Origin of the sequence: Pseudacidovorax intermedius (assembly GCF_003350475.1) — a bacterium.
GTDB classification, from domain to species: Bacteria; Pseudomonadota; Gammaproteobacteria; order Burkholderiales; family Burkholderiaceae_C; genus Xenophilus; species Xenophilus intermedius.
Map to the genome: position 1 here is coordinate 95,644 of NZ_QQAV01000004.1, position 15,056 is coordinate 110,699.

The 15,056-nt window shown below is 70.9% G+C and carries 16 protein-coding genes; 8 read left to right on the forward strand and 8 right to left on the reverse strand.

Annotated elements, in window-relative coordinates; all coding sequences use genetic code 11:
• Window positions 1-50: 50 nt before the first annotated feature.
• Complete coding sequence (locus tag DFR41_RS12545; RefSeq protein WP_114802926.1) at window positions 51-725, reverse strand: alpha/beta hydrolase; 675 nt, start codon at window positions 723-725, stop codon at window positions 51-53.
• Window positions 722-1,147 carry a hypothetical protein gene (locus tag DFR41_RS12550; RefSeq protein ID WP_147284345.1) on the reverse strand — a complete coding sequence of 142 codons (426 nt, stop codon included), beginning with the start codon at window positions 1,145-1,147 and terminating at the stop codon, window positions 722-724. The genes DFR41_RS12545 and DFR41_RS12550 overlap by 4 nt, the downstream gene beginning before the upstream one ends.
• 150 nt (window positions 1,148-1,297) lie before the next feature.
• On the opposite strand from DFR41_RS12550, the gene DFR41_RS27690 reads away from it, so the two are divergent.
• Window positions 1,298-1,456 carry a hypothetical protein gene (locus DFR41_RS27690; RefSeq protein WP_017759941.1) on the forward strand — a complete coding sequence of 53 codons (159 nt, stop codon included), beginning with the start codon at window positions 1,298-1,300 and terminating at the stop codon, window positions 1,454-1,456.
• An 86-nt stretch (window positions 1,457-1,542) separates the two neighbouring features.
• Complete coding sequence (locus tag DFR41_RS12555) at window positions 1,543-1,743, forward strand: hypothetical protein (protein WP_017759940.1); 201 nt, start codon at window positions 1,543-1,545, stop codon at window positions 1,741-1,743.
• 34 nt (window positions 1,744-1,777) lie between these two features.
• Here the strand turns inward: DFR41_RS12555 and DFR41_RS12560 are convergent, their stop codons facing one another.
• Both DFR41_RS12560 and DFR41_RS12565 read right to left on the reverse strand, forming a co-directional pair.
• Window positions 1,778-2,683, reverse strand: a complete 906-nt coding sequence (locus tag DFR41_RS12560) for a DUF808 domain-containing protein (protein WP_017759939.1) — start codon at window positions 2,681-2,683, stop codon at window positions 1,778-1,780.
• 88 nt (window positions 2,684-2,771) lie between these two features.
• The gene (locus DFR41_RS12565; protein ID WP_017759938.1) at window positions 2,772-3,299 is read right to left on the reverse strand and encodes a GNAT family N-acetyltransferase; all 528 of its coding nucleotides are present in this window, start codon (window positions 3,297-3,299) and stop codon (window positions 2,772-2,774) included.
• Window positions 3,300-3,376: 77 nt separating this feature from the next.
• On the opposite strand from DFR41_RS12565, the gene DFR41_RS12570 reads away from it, so the two are divergent.
• The 3 genes from DFR41_RS12570 to DFR41_RS12580 all read left to right on the forward strand — a co-directional run bounded on the left by DFR41_RS12570 (window position 3,377) and on the right by DFR41_RS12580 (window position 7,253).
• Entirely contained in the window at window positions 3,377-3,679 is a 303-nt protein-coding gene (locus DFR41_RS12570; RefSeq protein WP_425326701.1) for a 2Fe-2S iron-sulfur cluster-binding protein, read from the forward strand.
• A gap of 87 nt (window positions 3,680-3,766) precedes the next feature.
• Window positions 3,767-4,576: a helix-turn-helix domain-containing protein gene (locus DFR41_RS12575; RefSeq protein WP_017759936.1), complete on the forward strand. Its 810-nt coding sequence runs from the start codon at window positions 3,767-3,769 to the stop codon at window positions 4,574-4,576.
• Window positions 4,577-4,736: 160 nt separating this feature from the next.
• Entirely contained in the window at window positions 4,737-7,253 is a 2,517-nt protein-coding gene (locus DFR41_RS12580; RefSeq protein WP_244917733.1) for a penicillin acylase family protein, read from the forward strand.
• A gap of 36 nt (window positions 7,254-7,289) precedes the next feature.
• On the opposite strand, the gene DFR41_RS12585 is transcribed toward DFR41_RS12580, so the two are convergent.
• Genes DFR41_RS12585 through DFR41_RS12595 form a run of 3 tightly spaced genes read right to left on the reverse strand, consistent with a single transcriptional unit; the run spans window position 7,290 to window position 9,513 of the window.
• Window positions 7,290-7,568 (reverse strand): DUF3325 domain-containing protein, encoded by a 279-nt coding sequence (locus DFR41_RS12585; RefSeq protein WP_114802928.1) that lies wholly within the window; start codon window positions 7,566-7,568, stop codon window positions 7,290-7,292.
• Window positions 7,568-9,196, reverse strand: coding sequence for a PepSY-associated TM helix domain-containing protein (locus DFR41_RS12590; RefSeq protein WP_114802929.1), 1,629 nt, complete (start codon window positions 9,194-9,196; stop codon window positions 7,568-7,570). Before DFR41_RS12590 ends, DFR41_RS12585 begins: the two co-directional genes overlap by 1 nt.
• Window positions 9,193-9,513, reverse strand: coding sequence for a DUF3649 domain-containing protein (locus tag DFR41_RS12595; RefSeq protein ID WP_114802930.1), 321 nt, complete (start codon window positions 9,511-9,513; stop codon window positions 9,193-9,195). Before DFR41_RS12595 ends, DFR41_RS12590 begins: the two co-directional genes overlap by 4 nt.
• A gap of 407 nt (window positions 9,514-9,920) precedes the next feature.
• Between DFR41_RS12595 and DFR41_RS12600 the strand changes: the two genes are divergently transcribed.
• The 3 genes from DFR41_RS12600 to DFR41_RS12610 are packed head-to-tail and all read left to right on the forward strand — an operon-like array spanning window position 9,921 to window position 14,395.
• Window positions 9,921-10,964, forward strand: coding sequence for an inositol monophosphatase family protein (locus DFR41_RS12600; RefSeq protein WP_114802931.1), 1,044 nt, complete (start codon window positions 9,921-9,923; stop codon window positions 10,962-10,964).
• On the forward strand, window positions 10,961-13,225 hold the full coding sequence (locus DFR41_RS12605; protein ID WP_114802932.1) for an FUSC family protein: 2,265 nt from the start codon (window positions 10,961-10,963) through the stop codon (window positions 13,223-13,225). The genes DFR41_RS12600 and DFR41_RS12605 overlap by 4 nt, the downstream gene beginning before the upstream one ends.
• A gap of 57 nt (window positions 13,226-13,282) precedes the next feature.
• Complete coding sequence (locus DFR41_RS12610) at window positions 13,283-14,395, forward strand: mechanosensitive ion channel family protein (RefSeq protein WP_114802933.1); 1,113 nt, start codon at window positions 13,283-13,285, stop codon at window positions 14,393-14,395.
• Window positions 14,396-14,459: 64 nt separating this feature from the next.
• Here DFR41_RS12610 and DFR41_RS12615 read toward each other — a convergent pair whose 3' ends face one another.
• Complete coding sequence (locus DFR41_RS12615; protein ID WP_017762313.1) at window positions 14,460-14,969, reverse strand: MarR family winged helix-turn-helix transcriptional regulator; 510 nt, start codon at window positions 14,967-14,969, stop codon at window positions 14,460-14,462.
• Window positions 14,970-15,056: the final 87 nt, after the last annotated feature.

Genomic DNA, 15,056 nt, shown 5'->3' on the forward strand with positions numbered 1-15,056 from the left:
CCTCTCGCCCTTTTCAGGGCCCCTCGTCCTCGTGCGGCAGTTGCGTTGACTCAGGCAAGAACGCGCTGCAGGAAGGCGGCGATGTCGCCGATTTCTTCCATGCACACGCTGTGCTCCATGGGGTAGGCGTGCCATTCGACCGCGTGGCCCAGACCCAGCAGCGTGTCACGCGCATGCTCGGCCCGGGGCAGCACCACGACGTTGTCGCGCGTTCCGTGGGCCAGGAAGATCGGCGTGGCCTGGTTGGCCGGATGACGCTCGGCCGCCGTGCGGTCCGCCAGCGGCAGGTAGCCCGACAGGCCCACGATGCCGGCCAGCGGCGAGGCATGCCGCAGACCGGTGAGCAGCGCCATCGCGCAACCTTGCGAGAAGCCGGCGATCACCGTGCGCTCGCTGGGAATCCCGCGCTCGCGCTCACGGGCCAGGAGGCCCTCGAGCGTGGCCATGGACTGGCGCAGGCCGGCCTCGTCTTCAGGCCGGCCGGGGCCCAGGATGTCGTACCACGCCGGCATGGCATAGCCACCGTTGATGGTCACGGGCTGGACCGGCGCGTTGGGGAAGACGAAGCGCACCGGGCCGATGGGCGCCAATGCCTCCTTCATCTCGCGCACGATGGGCACGAAGTCGTTGCCATCGGCGCCCAGGCCATGCATCAGCAGCACGGTGGCGCGGGGATCGGGCCCGGTCTCGATCTCGATCGGCGGGCGGGAAGCAGTGGTGTTCATGGCGTGGCCAGTTGTCGGCAGCGGTTGATGTTGTCGGCCAGCTGTGGCGCGGGCGAAGGCTTGCAGCCTTCTGCGGCGGGCAGCATGCGGCACAGGCCCACGACGTGCAGGTCGGCAATGGCCTCGGTGCAGGCGGCGTAGGGCGCCAGGGCCGGATTGGCATGGCTCTTGAAGTCCCAGGCCTCGGTGAAGGCCAGGGTGCGGCCCATGGAGACCTCGAACTGGTCGCGGTCGCGCTCGGCCACGGCGCGGTCGATGGCGGCCTGCTCGGCTTGCAGCAGCCGCAGCGCCGCGGCCGGAAAGTCGCGCACATCGGCCTGCGCCCGGGCGGCCGGCGCCATGCCGGCCATCGCGACGGCCAACAGCGCAGCGACCAGGCAGGAAGCAGCCGAGGCGGGGTGGGAGAGACGAGGAAAAGTCATGCGGAAAGTGCGTGGCGACGCAGGCGCCGCCGCGCGATTGGAGCGCAATCCGGCAGCCCCTGCAGGGTCGCGCGCCCAGAAGCCTGGCGCGAGGCGCCACAATACGGGGTTTCGCATTTTCGTCACCTCGTCCAGCAAGGAGTACTCACCATGGGCAACAAGATCGTCACCGAAGCCGACCGCAAGGCCACCAAGCCCCTGCCGGGCGCCATCGTCATGCGCAGCGGCGGCGGGCAGAAGCGCAGCCTGGAACGCGGCACCGCCACCCGCAGCAAGAAGAACCCGGGCAAGCGCGCCCACCAGGGTTGATCGGCCTGCCAGACGGCGAAAGCGCGGCACGTCCGCGCTTTTTTTCGTCCGCACGGCAGCTTCTTCCCCTTCCGAGACCCCATTCCATGGCCAAGAAGAACGACGACCAGATGCTGATGCGCGGTGCCATGTGCGCCTTCATCGGCGTGGTGGTGCTGCTGGCGCCCATGTGGCTCAAGTCGCCGGGCTGGCGCGAGATGATCGGCGGCGCCCAGACCGTCGGCTGGTTCGCGGTGATCCTCGGCGTGGCGCTGATGGGCGTGGCGCTGTGGCGCCGGCGCCGCTGAGCGCCAGCCCAGCATCCGATGCCCACCGGGACGCTCATGCACCTCGCTTGAGCCGCTTGACGAGTTCGACCGCCGCGAGCACGACAACCCCGGCCACGATGCCGATAGCCGCATTGGCCAACAGCCCCAGCAGCATGCCCGGGAACCCGCCGAACTGGTGGGCCCAGCCCTCGACCGCATGGCCCACCGCCGGCACGCCATGCACCAGGATGCCGCCGCCGACCAGGAACATCGCGGCCGTGCCCAGCACCGACAGGGCCTTCATCAGCCAGGGCGCCATGCCCACCAGGCCGCGGCCCACGGTACGCGCCAGCGCCCCGGAACGGCGGGTCAGCCACAGGCCCAGGTCATCCAGCTTCACGATGCCGGCCACCAGGCCGTAGACGCCCACGGTCATCAGCACCGCGATGGCGGCCAGCACCGTCAACTGGGTGAGGAAAGGCTGACCTTCCACTGCGCCCAGCGTGATCACGATGATCTCGGCCGAGAGAATGAAGTCGGTGCGGATGGCGCCCTTGATCTTGTCCTTCTCCAGCTGTGCCGGATCGGCGCCGCCCTCCACCATGGCCTGCACATGCTCGCGGCGTGCCTGCGCATCTTCGCCCTTGTGCAGGAACTTGTGGGCCAGCTTCTCGACGCCCTCGAAGCAGAGGAAGGCGCCGCCCACCATCAGCAGTGGCGTGATCAGCCAGGGCAGCCACGACGCGATGGCCAGCGCTGCCGGCACCAGGATGGCCTTGTTGAGCAGCGAGCCCTTGGCCACGCCCCAGACCACCGGCAACTCGCGGTTCGCCTTCACGCCCGTCACCTGCTGGGCATTGAGTGCCAGGTCGTCGCCGAGCACACCGGCGGTCTTCTTGGCCGCCACCTTGGTGAGCACCGACACGTCGTCGAGCACGGTGGCGATGTCGTCGAGCAGCAGGAGGAGACTGGAGGCCATGCGGGAGTTCTCGGTCAGGGGCACAGCGCAAGCTCGCTGCGCGCTGGAGCCTAAGGGGCGGCGTGCCGGTCCTGCGTCAGCGCAGACGTCAACCCAGCGTGCGCTTCAGCCGCACTTCCTCGATGCGCACCGTGCTGTTCAGCGCCGTGGTCTTGGCGGTCTTCATGTCTCGCTTGAAGCCGACCTGATGCTCGAAGAAGTTGAGGGCGCGCTCGTTGCGCAGCGGCACCCAGGCCGTGACGGTGGTGCAGCCCTCGTCCTCCAGGCCTTCGGTGGCGGCATCCCACAGCTGCAGGGCCACGCCCTTGCCCCAATGGTCGGGGTGCACGTACAGCGCCCAGATCTCGCCGGTGGTGGGCGGCGTCTTGGGATCGCGCGAGCGGTCGAAGCCAACGAAGCCGACCACCTGGTCGCCCTGCACGGCGACCAGCACCTGCGGCTCGGCGAATTCGATGGCCTGGCGCCACTTGGCTTCGCGGGTGCCGGGCGCGACCAGCGCGTCGAGCTGGTCGTCGGGCACCAGGCCTTGATAGACGGCCCGGGCGGCGGCGGCGTGAATCTCGGCGATGGCACGGGCGTCACGGGTTTCAGCGGGGCAGACTTCGTACGGAGACATTCAGAACTTCTAAAAAATCGGGCCGCCATTGTCGCTGCCCGGCCGCGGCCGCCCCAGCCCTACACTGCGCCCCTCGCCTGCTTGCTGCCATGTCCTACAGCGTCCTCATCCAGCCCTCGGGCCTGCGCTTCAACGCCGAAGCCGGCCGAAGCCTGCTGCGCGCGGCCGAGGACGTCGGCGTGGTGCTGCCCAGTTCCTGCCGCAACGGCACCTGCCGCACCTGCCTGTGCCAGGTGCGCGAGGGTTCGGTGGTGCACACCATCGAATGGCCCGGCGTGACACGCGAGGAACGGGCGGAGGGATGGATCCTGCCCTGCGTGGCCGAGGCGCGCAGCGACATCGTCATCGACGTGCCGCTCGCCGCATCCTTCGGCGACTGACGCGCGGGAGCCCCGGCCCCGGGGTTTCTGCCGACGCACCAGGAAGGGGCACGACCGCACACTCCGGGCGGGCTTCGCTCCTTCACCGTGTCCGACGCGCACCTGCATCTCTGGGAAGACCGCTTCCTCTACGCCACTCACGCCATCGCCTCCGGCCTCACCGCCCGCGCGAGCGGCACGGTGCTGATCGCACCTCCCGGCCGGAGCTTCACGCTGGTGTCCGGCCATGGCGAGCGGGTACAGGCCAGCGCCGCCTGGGTGCCGCCCTTGGTGGCCCGCCGCCTGGACGCAAGCCGCTGGGGCCTGTTGTCGCTCAACATCGACCCCGCCGCACTCCCCCACCGTCTGTTGGCCAAACGGCTCGGCGGCAATCGCATTCACGTGCTGGCGCCCGACCTTCTCGCGCCTCTGGCGCAGCCATGCGAAGGGGCCGTGCACGGCCAGCTCGATGCAAGCCAACTGCAGACGCTGTGCGATGAGGCGTTGCGGCGGATCATCGGCAGCGCCGCGCCGCCAGCCCCGGGAGGCACGCGCAACCTCGACCCGCGCGTCTGCCGGGTGGCTGCGGCCATCCGCCGCGATCCACAGGCATGTCCCCTGCCCGCATTGGCCGAGATCGCGGGCCTGTCGGCCGACCGGCTCACGCACCTCTTCCGTGAGCAGGCCGGCCTGTCGGTGACGCGCTATGCCCTGTGGGCCAAGATCCGCCGCGCGATCCAGCAGATGCGCGAGGGCGCGCCGCTGACCCAGGTGGCACTGGCCGGCGGCTTCTCGGACTCGGCACACATGAGCCGGACCTTCCAGTCCTGCTTCGGCCTCGCGCCCTCCTTCCTCGCCGACCCGCGCCGCGTGCAACTCTCGGTGGACGACGCAGCCACACGCGCCTGGCCCGCCTGACCCCCGCGCGCGCAGGACCGGGCGACCGGAGGGCGTCCGGACCGCACGGGCTCGCGACCGCCCCGCCGGATAGCGGCTATGTACAAGCCACGGGATGCGCAACACCCTACGCTGCCGGCTGGCGTGCCAAGACGCCGCCAACAAGAAACAGGAGACCACCGTGACCCCTTCGCTCGGCCGCCATCTGCGGCCCTTGACCCTGCTTGCCATCGCCTCGCTGGCCGCCTGTGGCGGCAGCGGCGGCACCAGCCATTTCGTTCCCGCGCCCGCGCCTGCCCCCTCGCCGGCCCCGGCGCCTGCGGCTGCCTACCAGGCCGAAATCCGCCGCACCGCGCTGGGCGTTCCCCACATCAAGGCCGCCGACTGGGGTGGCGTGGGCTACGGCTACGGCTATGCCCAGGCGCAGGATGCGCTGTGCACGATGGCGGATGCCTTCCTCACCTACCGCGGCGAGCGCTCGCGCTGGCTGGGCGCGGATGCGCAGGTGACCACCAGCGGCACCATCGGCCGTCCGAAGAACATCGACTCCGACTTCTTCCACCGCCAGGTGATGGACGACGCCCGCATCCAGGCCGTGATGGCGGCCCAGCCCGCCAAACTGCTGCAGATGGTGGAAGGCTTCACCGCCGGCTACAACCGCTATGTGCGCGAGCTGAAGTCGGGCGGCAGTCCCGGTCGCCACGCAGCCTGCCGCGACCAGGCCTGGGTCACGACGGTCACGACCGCCGATCTGTGGCGCCGGATGTACCAGGCCAACTTTGCCGCCGGCTACAGCAACTTCCTTTCGGCCATCGCCAACGCCCAGCCGCCGGCGCCCATCACGACCACCCGCCGGACGCTACGCAGCCCTGCCCGGCAGTACGCCGTGCTGCGCCCGCAGAACATTGCGGCGCCCGCGCTCGAAGTGGGCGGCGAGTCCGGGGTGGGCAGCAACATGTACGGCTTCGGAGGCGCGGCCACCGGCGGCGGGCCGGTGCTGTTCGGCAACCCCCACTGGTACTGGCGCGGGCCCGACCGCTTCTACCAGGCGCAGCTGACCATCCCGGGCGAGCTGGACGTGAGCGGCAGCTCCTTCCTGGGCATCCCGGTCATCCTCATCGGCTTCAACAACGGGGTGGCCTGGAGCCACACAGTCTCGACGGCGCGCCGCTTCGGCTTCTTCCAGCTGACGCTGGCCTCTGACGACCCCACGGCCTATATGCGCGATGGCCAGAAGGTGAAGATGACGGCCCAGCGCATCACCGTCGCCGTGAAGGACGGCGCCCCCGTCACCCGCACGCTCTACCGCAGCGAGTACGGGCCCATGGTCAACCTGGGCACGCTCAACCCGGCGCTGGCGTGGTCGGCCACCAGCGCCTTCGCCATCCGCGACATCAATGCCGACAACTACCGGCTGTTCCGCACCTGGATGCGCTGGAACACGGCGAAGTCGCTGGACGAGCTGATCGCCATCCAGAAGGAGGAATCGTCCATCCCCTGGGTGAACACCGTGGCGGTGGGCCGCGGCAGCAGCCAGGCCTGGTACGGCGACATCGGCGCCATGCCCAATGTGCCGCCGGCGCAGCTCTCGGCCTGCGCCACGCCGTTCAGCGCCGCGCTGGCGGCGGCCCTGCCCCGCGTGCCCGTGCTGGACGGCTCGCGCTCGGCGTGCAACTGGACGGTCGACCCCGCTGCCGCACAGCCCGGGGCCCTGCCGGCCACCCAGATGCCCGGGCTGCTGCGCGACGACTACGTCGCCAACATGAACGACAGCTACTGGCTGGCCAACCCGGACGCGCCACTCACGGGTTATCCGTCCATCATCGGCCCGACCGGCACGGAGGCGCAGTCGCTGCGCACCCGCATGGGCCACCTGATGGCCCGCGCACGACTGGCCGGCACCGACGGCTATGCCGGCAACCGCGCCACGCCCGACATCGTGCAGCGCATGGTGCTGGGCAGCCGCGTGCTCAGCGCGGAGCTGGTCAAGAGCCAGGCCCTGACGCTGGCCTGCACCGCGCCCACCACGGTCAGCGTGAGCGCCGATGCCGCCACCGGCCAGACCTATTCCCCGGCGCGCACGGTGGACATCGCTGCCGCCTGCGACCAACTGCGCAACTGGGATTCCACCGGCAACGCCGACGCCCGCGGCGCGCATGTATGGGACGAGTTCTGGCGCCGGGCCGAGAAGCTCGGCGCGGCCGCGCTGTGGGCCGTGCCCTTCGACGCCGCCGACCCGCTGAACACGCCGCGCGACCTGCAGCCCGCGGCCGCCGCCAGCCTGCGTCAGGCGATGGGCGCCGCCACACTGGCGATCCAGGCCAGTGGCTTCGCGCTCAATGCGCCGCGGGGAGAGACGCTGTTCGCCACCCGCGGCGGCGTGCGCATCCCGCTCTATGGCGGCTGCGGCAATGTCGGCTACTTCACCATCGCCTGTTCCGAGCAGCGCATCGAGCAAGGCGGCTACAGCATGGACGGGGACCCCAACGGCAACAGCTACATGCAGGTGGTTCAGTTCGACGCGGCGGGGGTCCAGGCCCACACCTTCCTGACCTTCTCGCAATCGGACGATCCGGCCTCGCCGCACAACGGCGACTACACCCGGCGCTACAGCGCCAAGCAGTGGCTCAAGGTGCCGTTCACCGAGGCGGAAATCCAGGCCGATCCGCAGTACAGCAGCAGCCGGATCGCGGAGTGAGGATGGCGGCGGCGGCCGTGATGCCGCCGCGCGCCTTCAGCGGCCGTGGCGCCGGTTCCAGGCCACCAGCGCCAGCACCACCGCACCGGCCGCGACGCTCAGGTGGCCGCAACCGACGACCAGCCCCACGGCCCAGCCCCAGGCCTGCACGGCGGCGGCCAGACCGAGCAGCAGCGCGGCGCTGCCTCCGAGCCGCAGCAGCGCGGTGAGACGGGCCGGCAGCGGCCGGCCGAAGAGGTCGTCCTGGTGCCGCTCCATCGCTGCCGCCAGCAGCGCGAAACCGGCGAGCAGCAGTGCAGTGACCAGCGCGTGCATCAGCGACCCCCTTCGGCAGCCAGCCCATCGGCCGGCGTCCGCGGGACGGCCGCCTTCGCCGATGCCCGCGGCCTGGGCAGACGGGCCTGGTGCCGCATCGTGCGCAGAGCCAGCACCGCATGCAGCGCGGCGAGGGCCCACAGCGTCAGCTCCATGCCGGCGAACACGCCGTCGCCCGCCTGAAGGCTGGCCAGCAGGTGGCGACCGGTGGTCAGCCAGCTCAGCACCGGCAGCAGCGCCAGCACGGCGGCGGCGGTCCACAGCAGTTCGATCCAGGCCCGGCGGGCCGGCCGCAGCAGCGCCCAGGCCAGGGTTGCCCCCCAGACCATGAAGAACAGGTCGACCTCCCATTCGGCGCGCTGCGCCATGCCGACGGGCAGCAGCCGGTTGGCCCACAGCATGCCGGCCATGGCGATCGACAGGCCGGCGATGGCGGCGATGTTCAGCCGCTCCACCAGCCAGAAGCCGAAATAGGGTCGCGCCGGGTCGGGCAGCTTGGCGCGACGCTTGACGGTCCACATCACCAGGCCCGTGCCCACCATGGCGGTGCCCGCCAAGCTGACGAGGAAGTAGAGCCAGCGCGTCACGCCATCGCTGAAGCGGCCGAGGTGCAGGGCGTACATCACGCCGCGGGTTTCGGCGGCCGGGCCCACACGGTCCCTGACCTCCAGCAGGCGGCCGGTGCTGCCTTCGAAGAGCATGTACTGCGGACTGACCGACACCCGGCCTTCGTCGCCGCGCGTGACCACCACCCGCGCCACCGCGTCGCCCGGATTGGCGATGGTCACGCGCCCCAGGGCGTCGGCACCCCAGCGCGCTTGCGCCTGTCGCACCATGGGGCCGATGGGCGCGAGCGCTACGGCCTGGCCGCTGGGCGTCTGCGGCTGGACGAAGGCGCTCATTTGGGCGTTGAGCGTGCGGCGCTCGGCCGGCGTCTTGAACGCCGCCTGCTCGCCGAAGGGCATGTACAGCAGCATCAGCGTCACCAAGCCGGTGTACGTGATCATCAGGTGGAAGGGCAACCCGAGCACCGACAGCACGTTGTGCGCGTCGAGCCAGGAGCGCTGCCCCTTGCCCCAGCGGAAGGTAAAGAAGTCCGTGAAGATCTTCTTGTGCGTGATCACCCCGCTCACGATGGCCACCAGCATGAACATGGCGCAGATGCCGGCCAGCCAGCGCCCCCACAGCACCGGCATGTAGTGGAACTGGAAATGGAAGCGGTAGAAGAATTCGCCGCCGCGCGTCTCGCGCGCCGCCACCACCTGGCCGGTGTGCGGGTCGAAGCTGGCGCTTTCGAAGGCGCGGCGCCCCTGCGCGGCCGGCTTGCGCCAGAAGGCGTCGGCCAGGGGATTGCGGTCGTCGGGCAGCGCGAAGCTCCACTGCGTGCTGTCCGGGGCGCGCGCCTGCAGGCCGGCCGTCACGCGCTCGGCCACGGTGGCGAGGTCGGGGCGGTCGGCACGGTGCGGCACCTCGGGCCGCATCCACTGCGAGATCTCTTCCTTGAAGTAGCTCACCGTGCCCGTGAGGAACATGGCGTAGAGCAGCCAGCCGACCAGGAGGCCGGCCCAGATGTGCAGGTCGGACATGCGTTGGCGCAGGCCGCGCGCGGGCGGGGCGTGCTTCTTCATCCGGCCGCTCCCGAACGCCAGACCGAGACGCTGGCCAGCAGCAACGGCATCGCAGCGATCAACAGTCCGACCCAGGCCCGCGTGGCGCTGCGCGCCGCGAACACCCAGATCACCGCCGCCGCGAAGACGGCAAAGCTGGCCAGCGCACCGCCTAGCACCGTCTGCGGGCGGCTGGCCGGCAGCGCGAGCGCGGCCACGCTGGTGAGTGCGCCGAGCGCGTAGCCGCCGCCCACGGCCGCAGCGATGCGCGAAACGACAGGGCCGGCCTGCCAGGTCCGGGCCAGCCACTGCTGAGCGAGGGGCAGCGCGCCGCTCATCGGGCCGCCTCCGGCTTCGCCGGGACTGCGAGTCCCCCGTGGACCGGCGGACGCGGCAGCCGCGCACCGGGGTCGGCCGCGCGTCGGCGAAGGGTGGAAGGCACGGCATCGCGCCACGGGACGAGGGCCGCCGCAGCGGCCCGGCAGGTCGGGAACATGGACAAGGCTCCAGGCAAGGCACGCGAGCGTTGCCACCTGGAGGCGGCAACTTCGCATCGCTGGCTGGACCTGGGGGCACCGCGTCAGGCGGCGCGCACGGTCTGGCTGACGATCGCAGACTTTTTGAGAATTGTTCTCATTGTAGAGCGGCGAACGCACTCCCCGCTAAAATGCGTGCCTTCTTTTCCGTCCGCATCGCCGGACGCGTCTCTGGCGGGCCGGGCCCGCACCCGTTCCTCGCACAACCCATGTCGTCCAACCTGCATCCCATGCTCAACGTGGCCATCAAGGCCGCCCGCGCCGCCGGCGCCATCATCAACCGCGCCGCGCTCGATGTCGAAGCGGTGCGCGTCTCGCAGAAGCAGGTGAACGACTTCGTGACCGAGGTGGACCATGCCGCCGAGGCGATCATCATCGAGACGCTGCTGACGGCCTATCCCGGCCACGGCATCCTGGCAGAAGAATCGGGCAGCGAGCACGGCGCCCGCGATTCGGAGTACGTCTGGATCATCGATCCGCTGGACGGCACCACCAACTTCATCCACGGCTTTCCTGTGTACTGCGTGTCCATCGCGCTGTCGGTGCGCGGCAAGATCGAGCAGGCCGTGGTCTACGACCCGACGCGCAACGACCTGTTCACCGCGTCGCGCGGCCGCGGCGCCTACCTCAACGAGCGGCGCATCCGCGTGTCCAAGCGCATCCGCCTGCCCGAGAGCCTGATCTCCACCGGCTTCCCCTTCCGCACGGGCGACAACTTCAAGCAGTACCTGGCCATCATGGCCGACCTGATGCCCCGCGCTGCCGGCCTGCGCCGCCCCGGCGCCGCCGCGCTGGACCTCGCCTATGTGGCCGCCGGCTACACCGAGGCCTTCTTCGAGACGGGCCTCAACATCTGGGACGCCGCCGCCGGCTCGCTGCTGGTGACCGAGGCGGGTGGCCTGATCAGCAACTTCACCGGCGAAGGCGAGTTCCTGGACCAGCGCGAGCTGCTGGCCGGCACGCCGCGCATCTACGGCCAGCTGGTGCCGATCCTGAGCAAGTACTCCAAGTTCGCCGGCGTGGACGACAAGCTGGCCGCCACCGAGCGCATCCGCTCGGTCGACCCCAGCCGCCGCGCCGCCGGTGTCGACGACTCGGCCGACATCTATGCCCGCTCCACCGTGGGCCTGGGCACTGACGACGCCGAGGCCGAAGGCGCCGCCGAGGCGCCGGCACCCGCGCCGGCAGCGCCCCGCAAGCTGACCCGCGTCAAGCGCGCCCCCGAGACCAACGAAGGCAATCCGGGCGCGTGAGCCTGAGCACGGCCGGCCGTCCCCAGGTGCGCAAAAGCCTGCGCACCGCCCTCAGCCACGACGTCACGAACGGGCTGTCGGTCGCGCTTGGCCTCCTGCTGATTTCGGGCGGCGTCCATCTCTGGCTGGATGCGGCCGCCGCCGCCTCAGCCGCCACCGGCGTCATCGTCGCCAGCCCGCCCGACCGCGCGGCGCCGCGCCGCGGCAAGCTGCGCCAGCTGCTGCCGGCGGCGCTGCTCAGCCTGCCGCTGTTCTTCGCGGTGCAGATGCTGCACACCATGCCGGGGCGGCTCGGCCTGCTGCTGGTGCCGGCCTCGTTCCTGGCCTTCCTTGCCATGGCCTGGGGCAAGCGGGGCATCCCGATCGCCATCGCGCTGATGCTGGCGATGGTGTTCTCGATGGCGACACGTCCCCCTTCCGGCCTGGGTGAGGCGCTGGCCCGCACGGGGCACATGGCGCTGGGCTCGGCGCTGTACGTGGTCTACGCCACGCTGATGAACCTGGTGCTCAACGCCCGCTACCGCACGCAGTACATGGCCGACCTGCTGCTGTCGATGGCGGGGCTGATGCGGGCGCAGGCGCGGCAGTTCCGCGCGCGGGACGAATCCAGCGACGTGCGCGAGGTCGACGCGCCGGCGCTCGGCGCCATGCTCCGCGCGCAGGCGGCGCTGGCCGACCAGCTGCAGTCCACCCGCGACCTGGTGTTCGAATCGCCTCGTACGCCCTACCGCCAGCGCCTGGCCGGCATGCTGATGACGGTGCTGGAGATGCGAGACCACCTGCTGGCCAGTGAGCTCGACTTGGAGACGCTGCGCAGCCATCCGCGGCACGGCGCGCAGCTGGCCGCCATGCGCAGCGTGCTGGAGGCCATGGCCGGCGATGTTGAAGCCCTGGCCGACGCGCTGCTGCAGATGCGCCGGCCCGCCACCATTGCCGACCGACGTCAGCAACTGGCCGCCATCCCGGCGGATGCGGACGAGACGGCGGCCTTCGGCGGCCCCTCCCCCGGCCAACTGGCCCGCGGCCTGGCCAACCGGCTGGCCCATCTCAATGACGAGACGGTGCGCCTGGCCCGCCTGGCGCGCGGCGAGGAAGCGCCGGACCTGGCCGTGGTCCGCGCCCACTGGCAGGTCTTCGTCAGTCCCACCGAGTGGTCGATCCGGCCCTTCCTCGCGCTCTGGCGCTGGGACGCGCCGCCGCTGCGCCATGCCATCCGCGCGGCGCTTGCGCTGGCCACTGGCTACGTCATCGCCGTGCTGATGCCCTGGGGCTCGCACGACTACTGGATCCTGCTGACCATCGTGGTGGTGTTGCGCGGCAGCCTGGCGCAGACGCTGGAGCGGCGCAACCAGCGCGTGGCCGGCACGCTGGTAGGCAGCCTGTTCGCCGTGGCGCTGCTGGCCACCCATCCCGGCCCCGTGGAGCTGCTGCTGGCCATGACGGCAGCCCAGGCCTTCGCCCACGGCTTTGCGGTGCGCAAGTACACCCTGACGGCGGTGGCGGCTACCGTGCTGGGGCTTGTTCAGGCGCACCAGCTCTATGCCGGCGCGGCGCCCACCTTTGCGCTGGGGGAGCGTATTGCCGACACGCTGATCGGCGCGGCGCTGGCGTGGGCCTTCTGCTATGTGCTGCCATCCTGGGAGCGCACGCAGATTCCGGCCCTGGTGCGGCGGACGGTGGCAGCGCAGGCCCGGCATGCGCGGCTGTCGCTGTCGCTCGGCCAACTGCATGCCCTGGAGACGGCCCCTGAACTGGAATGGCGGCTGGCGCGCCGGGAGGCCTTCGATGCCCTTTCGGCGCTGGTGCAGGCGACGCAGCGCTCGCTGTCGGAGCCGCGTGCCGTGCAGCCGCCGCTGGAACCGCTGGAGCGCCTGCAGGCTCACAGCTACCAGCTGCTGGCGCAGCTGTCGTCGGTGAAGTCGATGCTCGTGCTGCGGCACGACCGGCTGACACCGTCGCAGGTGCAAGGCCCGCTGGAGCGCGCCGCGCGGCGCATCGACGAGGCGATCGGGCCTCGTCCCGCCGGAGCGCCCGAGCGGGCGGAACCGGCGGATGCGCCGGATGCCGCCCCCGCGGCCTCGCTGTCCTCCGGGCCGGTGCCCCTGCCGGACCCCTTCGACCAGGACATCAGCCCCTGGCTGTTGCGCCGGCTCGACCTCGCCGCGGGCATTGCCATGCAGATCAAGGCGGATGTGGCGCAGATCCTGCGCGACCCCGCCATGCTGCCGGCAGGCCCTTCTCAGCAACCCCGCAGCGCCTGACTGCGGTTGCCGGCTCGCCGCCGGCCCACCGCCTGCGCTGCCGCATGGAGATGCCGAATGAACCTTCAAGCCATCCTCGCCCTGCCCTGGACCCAGACCCTGATCGCCGCCGTGGTGGCGGTGGTCATCGCCCTTGTCATCTTCCGCGTGGGCCGCGCCGTGCTCATGCGCGTGACGCGGCCGCTTCCGGTGGTCCACACGGTGGTGCAGGCGGCGCGCGCACCCGCCAGTGCCGTGCTGCCCTTGCTGGCCCTGCAAACGGTCTGGCAAGCCGCGCCGGATGACCTGGAATTCATCGGCAACATCCGCCACCTCAACGGGCTGCTGCTGATCGTGTGCCTGACCTGGCTGGTCGTGCGGCTGATCGGCGGCCTGGCCGACGGCATCATCGCCCGCCATCCGGTGGATGTGGCCGACAACATGGCCGCACGGCGCATCCTCACGCAGGCGCGCGTGCTCTCCCGCACGGCGATGGTGGTGGCGGTGATCATCGGCGCGGCCATGGCCCTGATGACCTTTCCAGGCGCGCGGCAAGTCGGTGCCAGCCTGCTTGCGTCGGCCGGTGTGATCGGTATCGTCGGCGGTCTGGCGGCCAAGCCGGTGTTCAGCAACCTGATCGCGGGCATCCAGATCGCGCTGACCCAGCCGATCCGCATCGACGACGTGCTGATCGTCGAGGGCGAATGGGGCCGCGTCGAAGAGATCACCGGCACCTACGTCGTGCTGCGCATCTGGGACGACCGCCGCCTGATCATTCCCCTCAACTACTTCATGGAGAAGCCCTTCCAGAACTGGACGCGCAACAGCTCGCAGCTGCTGGGCTCGGTCTTCCTGTTCGTGGACTACGGGATGCCGCTGGCGCCGCTGCGCGCCGAGGTGGAGCGGGTGGTCAAGGCCGCGCCCGAGTGGGACGGCCGCTTCTTCAACCTGGTGGTGACCGACGCCACCGAGCGCACCATGCAATTGCGCATCCTGTGCACCGCCGCCAGCTCGGGCCTGGCCTGGGACCTGCGGTGCCGCGTGCGCGAGGGCGTGATCGACTTCATGCAGCGCGAGTACCCGCAGTTCCTGCCACGCATGCGGATCGAAGGTGAGCCGGGGGCTGCCCGACGCGAACGCACCGGCGAGGACATCGGCGCAAGCGCGCTGGCGCAACCGGGCGCTCTCTGAAGCGCTGCGCCGCCGCCGAGACACGCGGCAGACCCGTCCGCGATCCGGCGGTGTGCGGCGGCACTCAGCCGCTTCGGCGCCCGCGAGGGGCCTTGGGCAGCTCGGCCTGCGCGGCAAGTTCGAGTGCCCGCGCCTCCAGCCGGTCCAGGCCATCGAGGAAGGGCTGCTGCGACTCGCCCAGTGCCTGCAGCAACTGTTCGTTGAGCTCGGTCACCAGCGGATAGAGCGCGTCGTAGATCCCCTGACCCCGCTCGCTGAGCGCGACCGCCACGTGCCGCCGGTCGCCGCTCGCCCGCTGCCGCAGCACCAGCCCCTTGTCGACCAGCGAACCGAGCGCGCGCGAGGTGCGCACCCGGTCCAGCTGCGTCTGCTGCGCCAGCTCGGACGAGCCCATGGGCCCCTTGCCTGCCAGCGTGGCGATCAACCGCCATTCGCGCCGGGTGATGCCGAAGCGCCCCTCGCACAGCCGCAGCACCATGCTGCCCGCCACCGCGATCACGCGCGACATGCGATACAGCAGCAGCGGATCGAGGGAGGCCGGACGGGCGGAGGCCGCGTGGGGACGGCGGGTCATGGGGTAAATCCGAGGGATGATGGATCTGATCCATCGATTGTGGCGGCCCTACAGTCGCGCGAGCTTCATTTCGAGCGATCCGGTAGT

Bases quoted from the DNA above. Each gene is read 5' to 3' on its own strand.
- DFR41_RS12560 (WP_017759939.1), bottom strand. From the start codon at position 2,683: ATGGCCTCCAGTCTCCTCCTGCTGCTCGACGACATCGCCACCGTGCTC.
- DFR41_RS12545 (WP_114802926.1), bottom strand. From the start codon at position 725: ATGAACACCACTGCTTCCCGCCCGCCGATCGAGATCGAGACCGGGCCC.
- DFR41_RS12590 (WP_114802929.1), bottom strand. From the start codon at position 9,196: ATGAAGAAGCACGCCCCGCCCGCGCGCGGCCTGCGCCAACGCATGTCC.
- DFR41_RS12610 (WP_114802933.1), top strand. From the start codon at position 13,283: ATGAACCTTCAAGCCATCCTCGCCCTGCCCTGGACCCAGACCCTGATC.
- DFR41_RS12600 (WP_114802931.1), top strand. From the start codon at position 9,921: ATGTCGTCCAACCTGCATCCCATGCTCAACGTGGCCATCAAGGCCGCC.
- DFR41_RS12550 (WP_147284345.1), bottom strand. From the start codon at position 1,147: ATGACTTTTCCTCGTCTCTCCCACCCCGCCTCGGCTGCTTCCTGCCTG.
- DFR41_RS27690 (WP_017759941.1), top strand. From the start codon at position 1,298: ATGGGCAACAAGATCGTCACCGAAGCCGACCGCAAGGCCACCAAGCCC.
- DFR41_RS12615 (WP_017762313.1), bottom strand. From the start codon at position 14,969: ATGACCCGCCGTCCCCACGCGGCCTCCGCCCGTCCGGCCTCCCTCGAT.
- DFR41_RS12595 (WP_114802930.1), bottom strand. From the start codon at position 9,513: ATGAGCGGCGCGCTGCCCCTCGCTCAGCAGTGGCTGGCCCGGACCTGG.
- DFR41_RS12585 (WP_114802928.1), bottom strand. From the start codon at position 7,568: ATGCACGCGCTGGTCACTGCACTGCTGCTCGCCGGTTTCGCGCTGCTG.
- DFR41_RS12565 (WP_017759938.1), bottom strand. From the start codon at position 3,299: ATGTCTCCGTACGAAGTCTGCCCCGCTGAAACCCGTGACGCCCGTGCC.
- DFR41_RS12555 (WP_017759940.1), top strand. From the start codon at position 1,543: ATGGCCAAGAAGAACGACGACCAGATGCTGATGCGCGGTGCCATGTGC.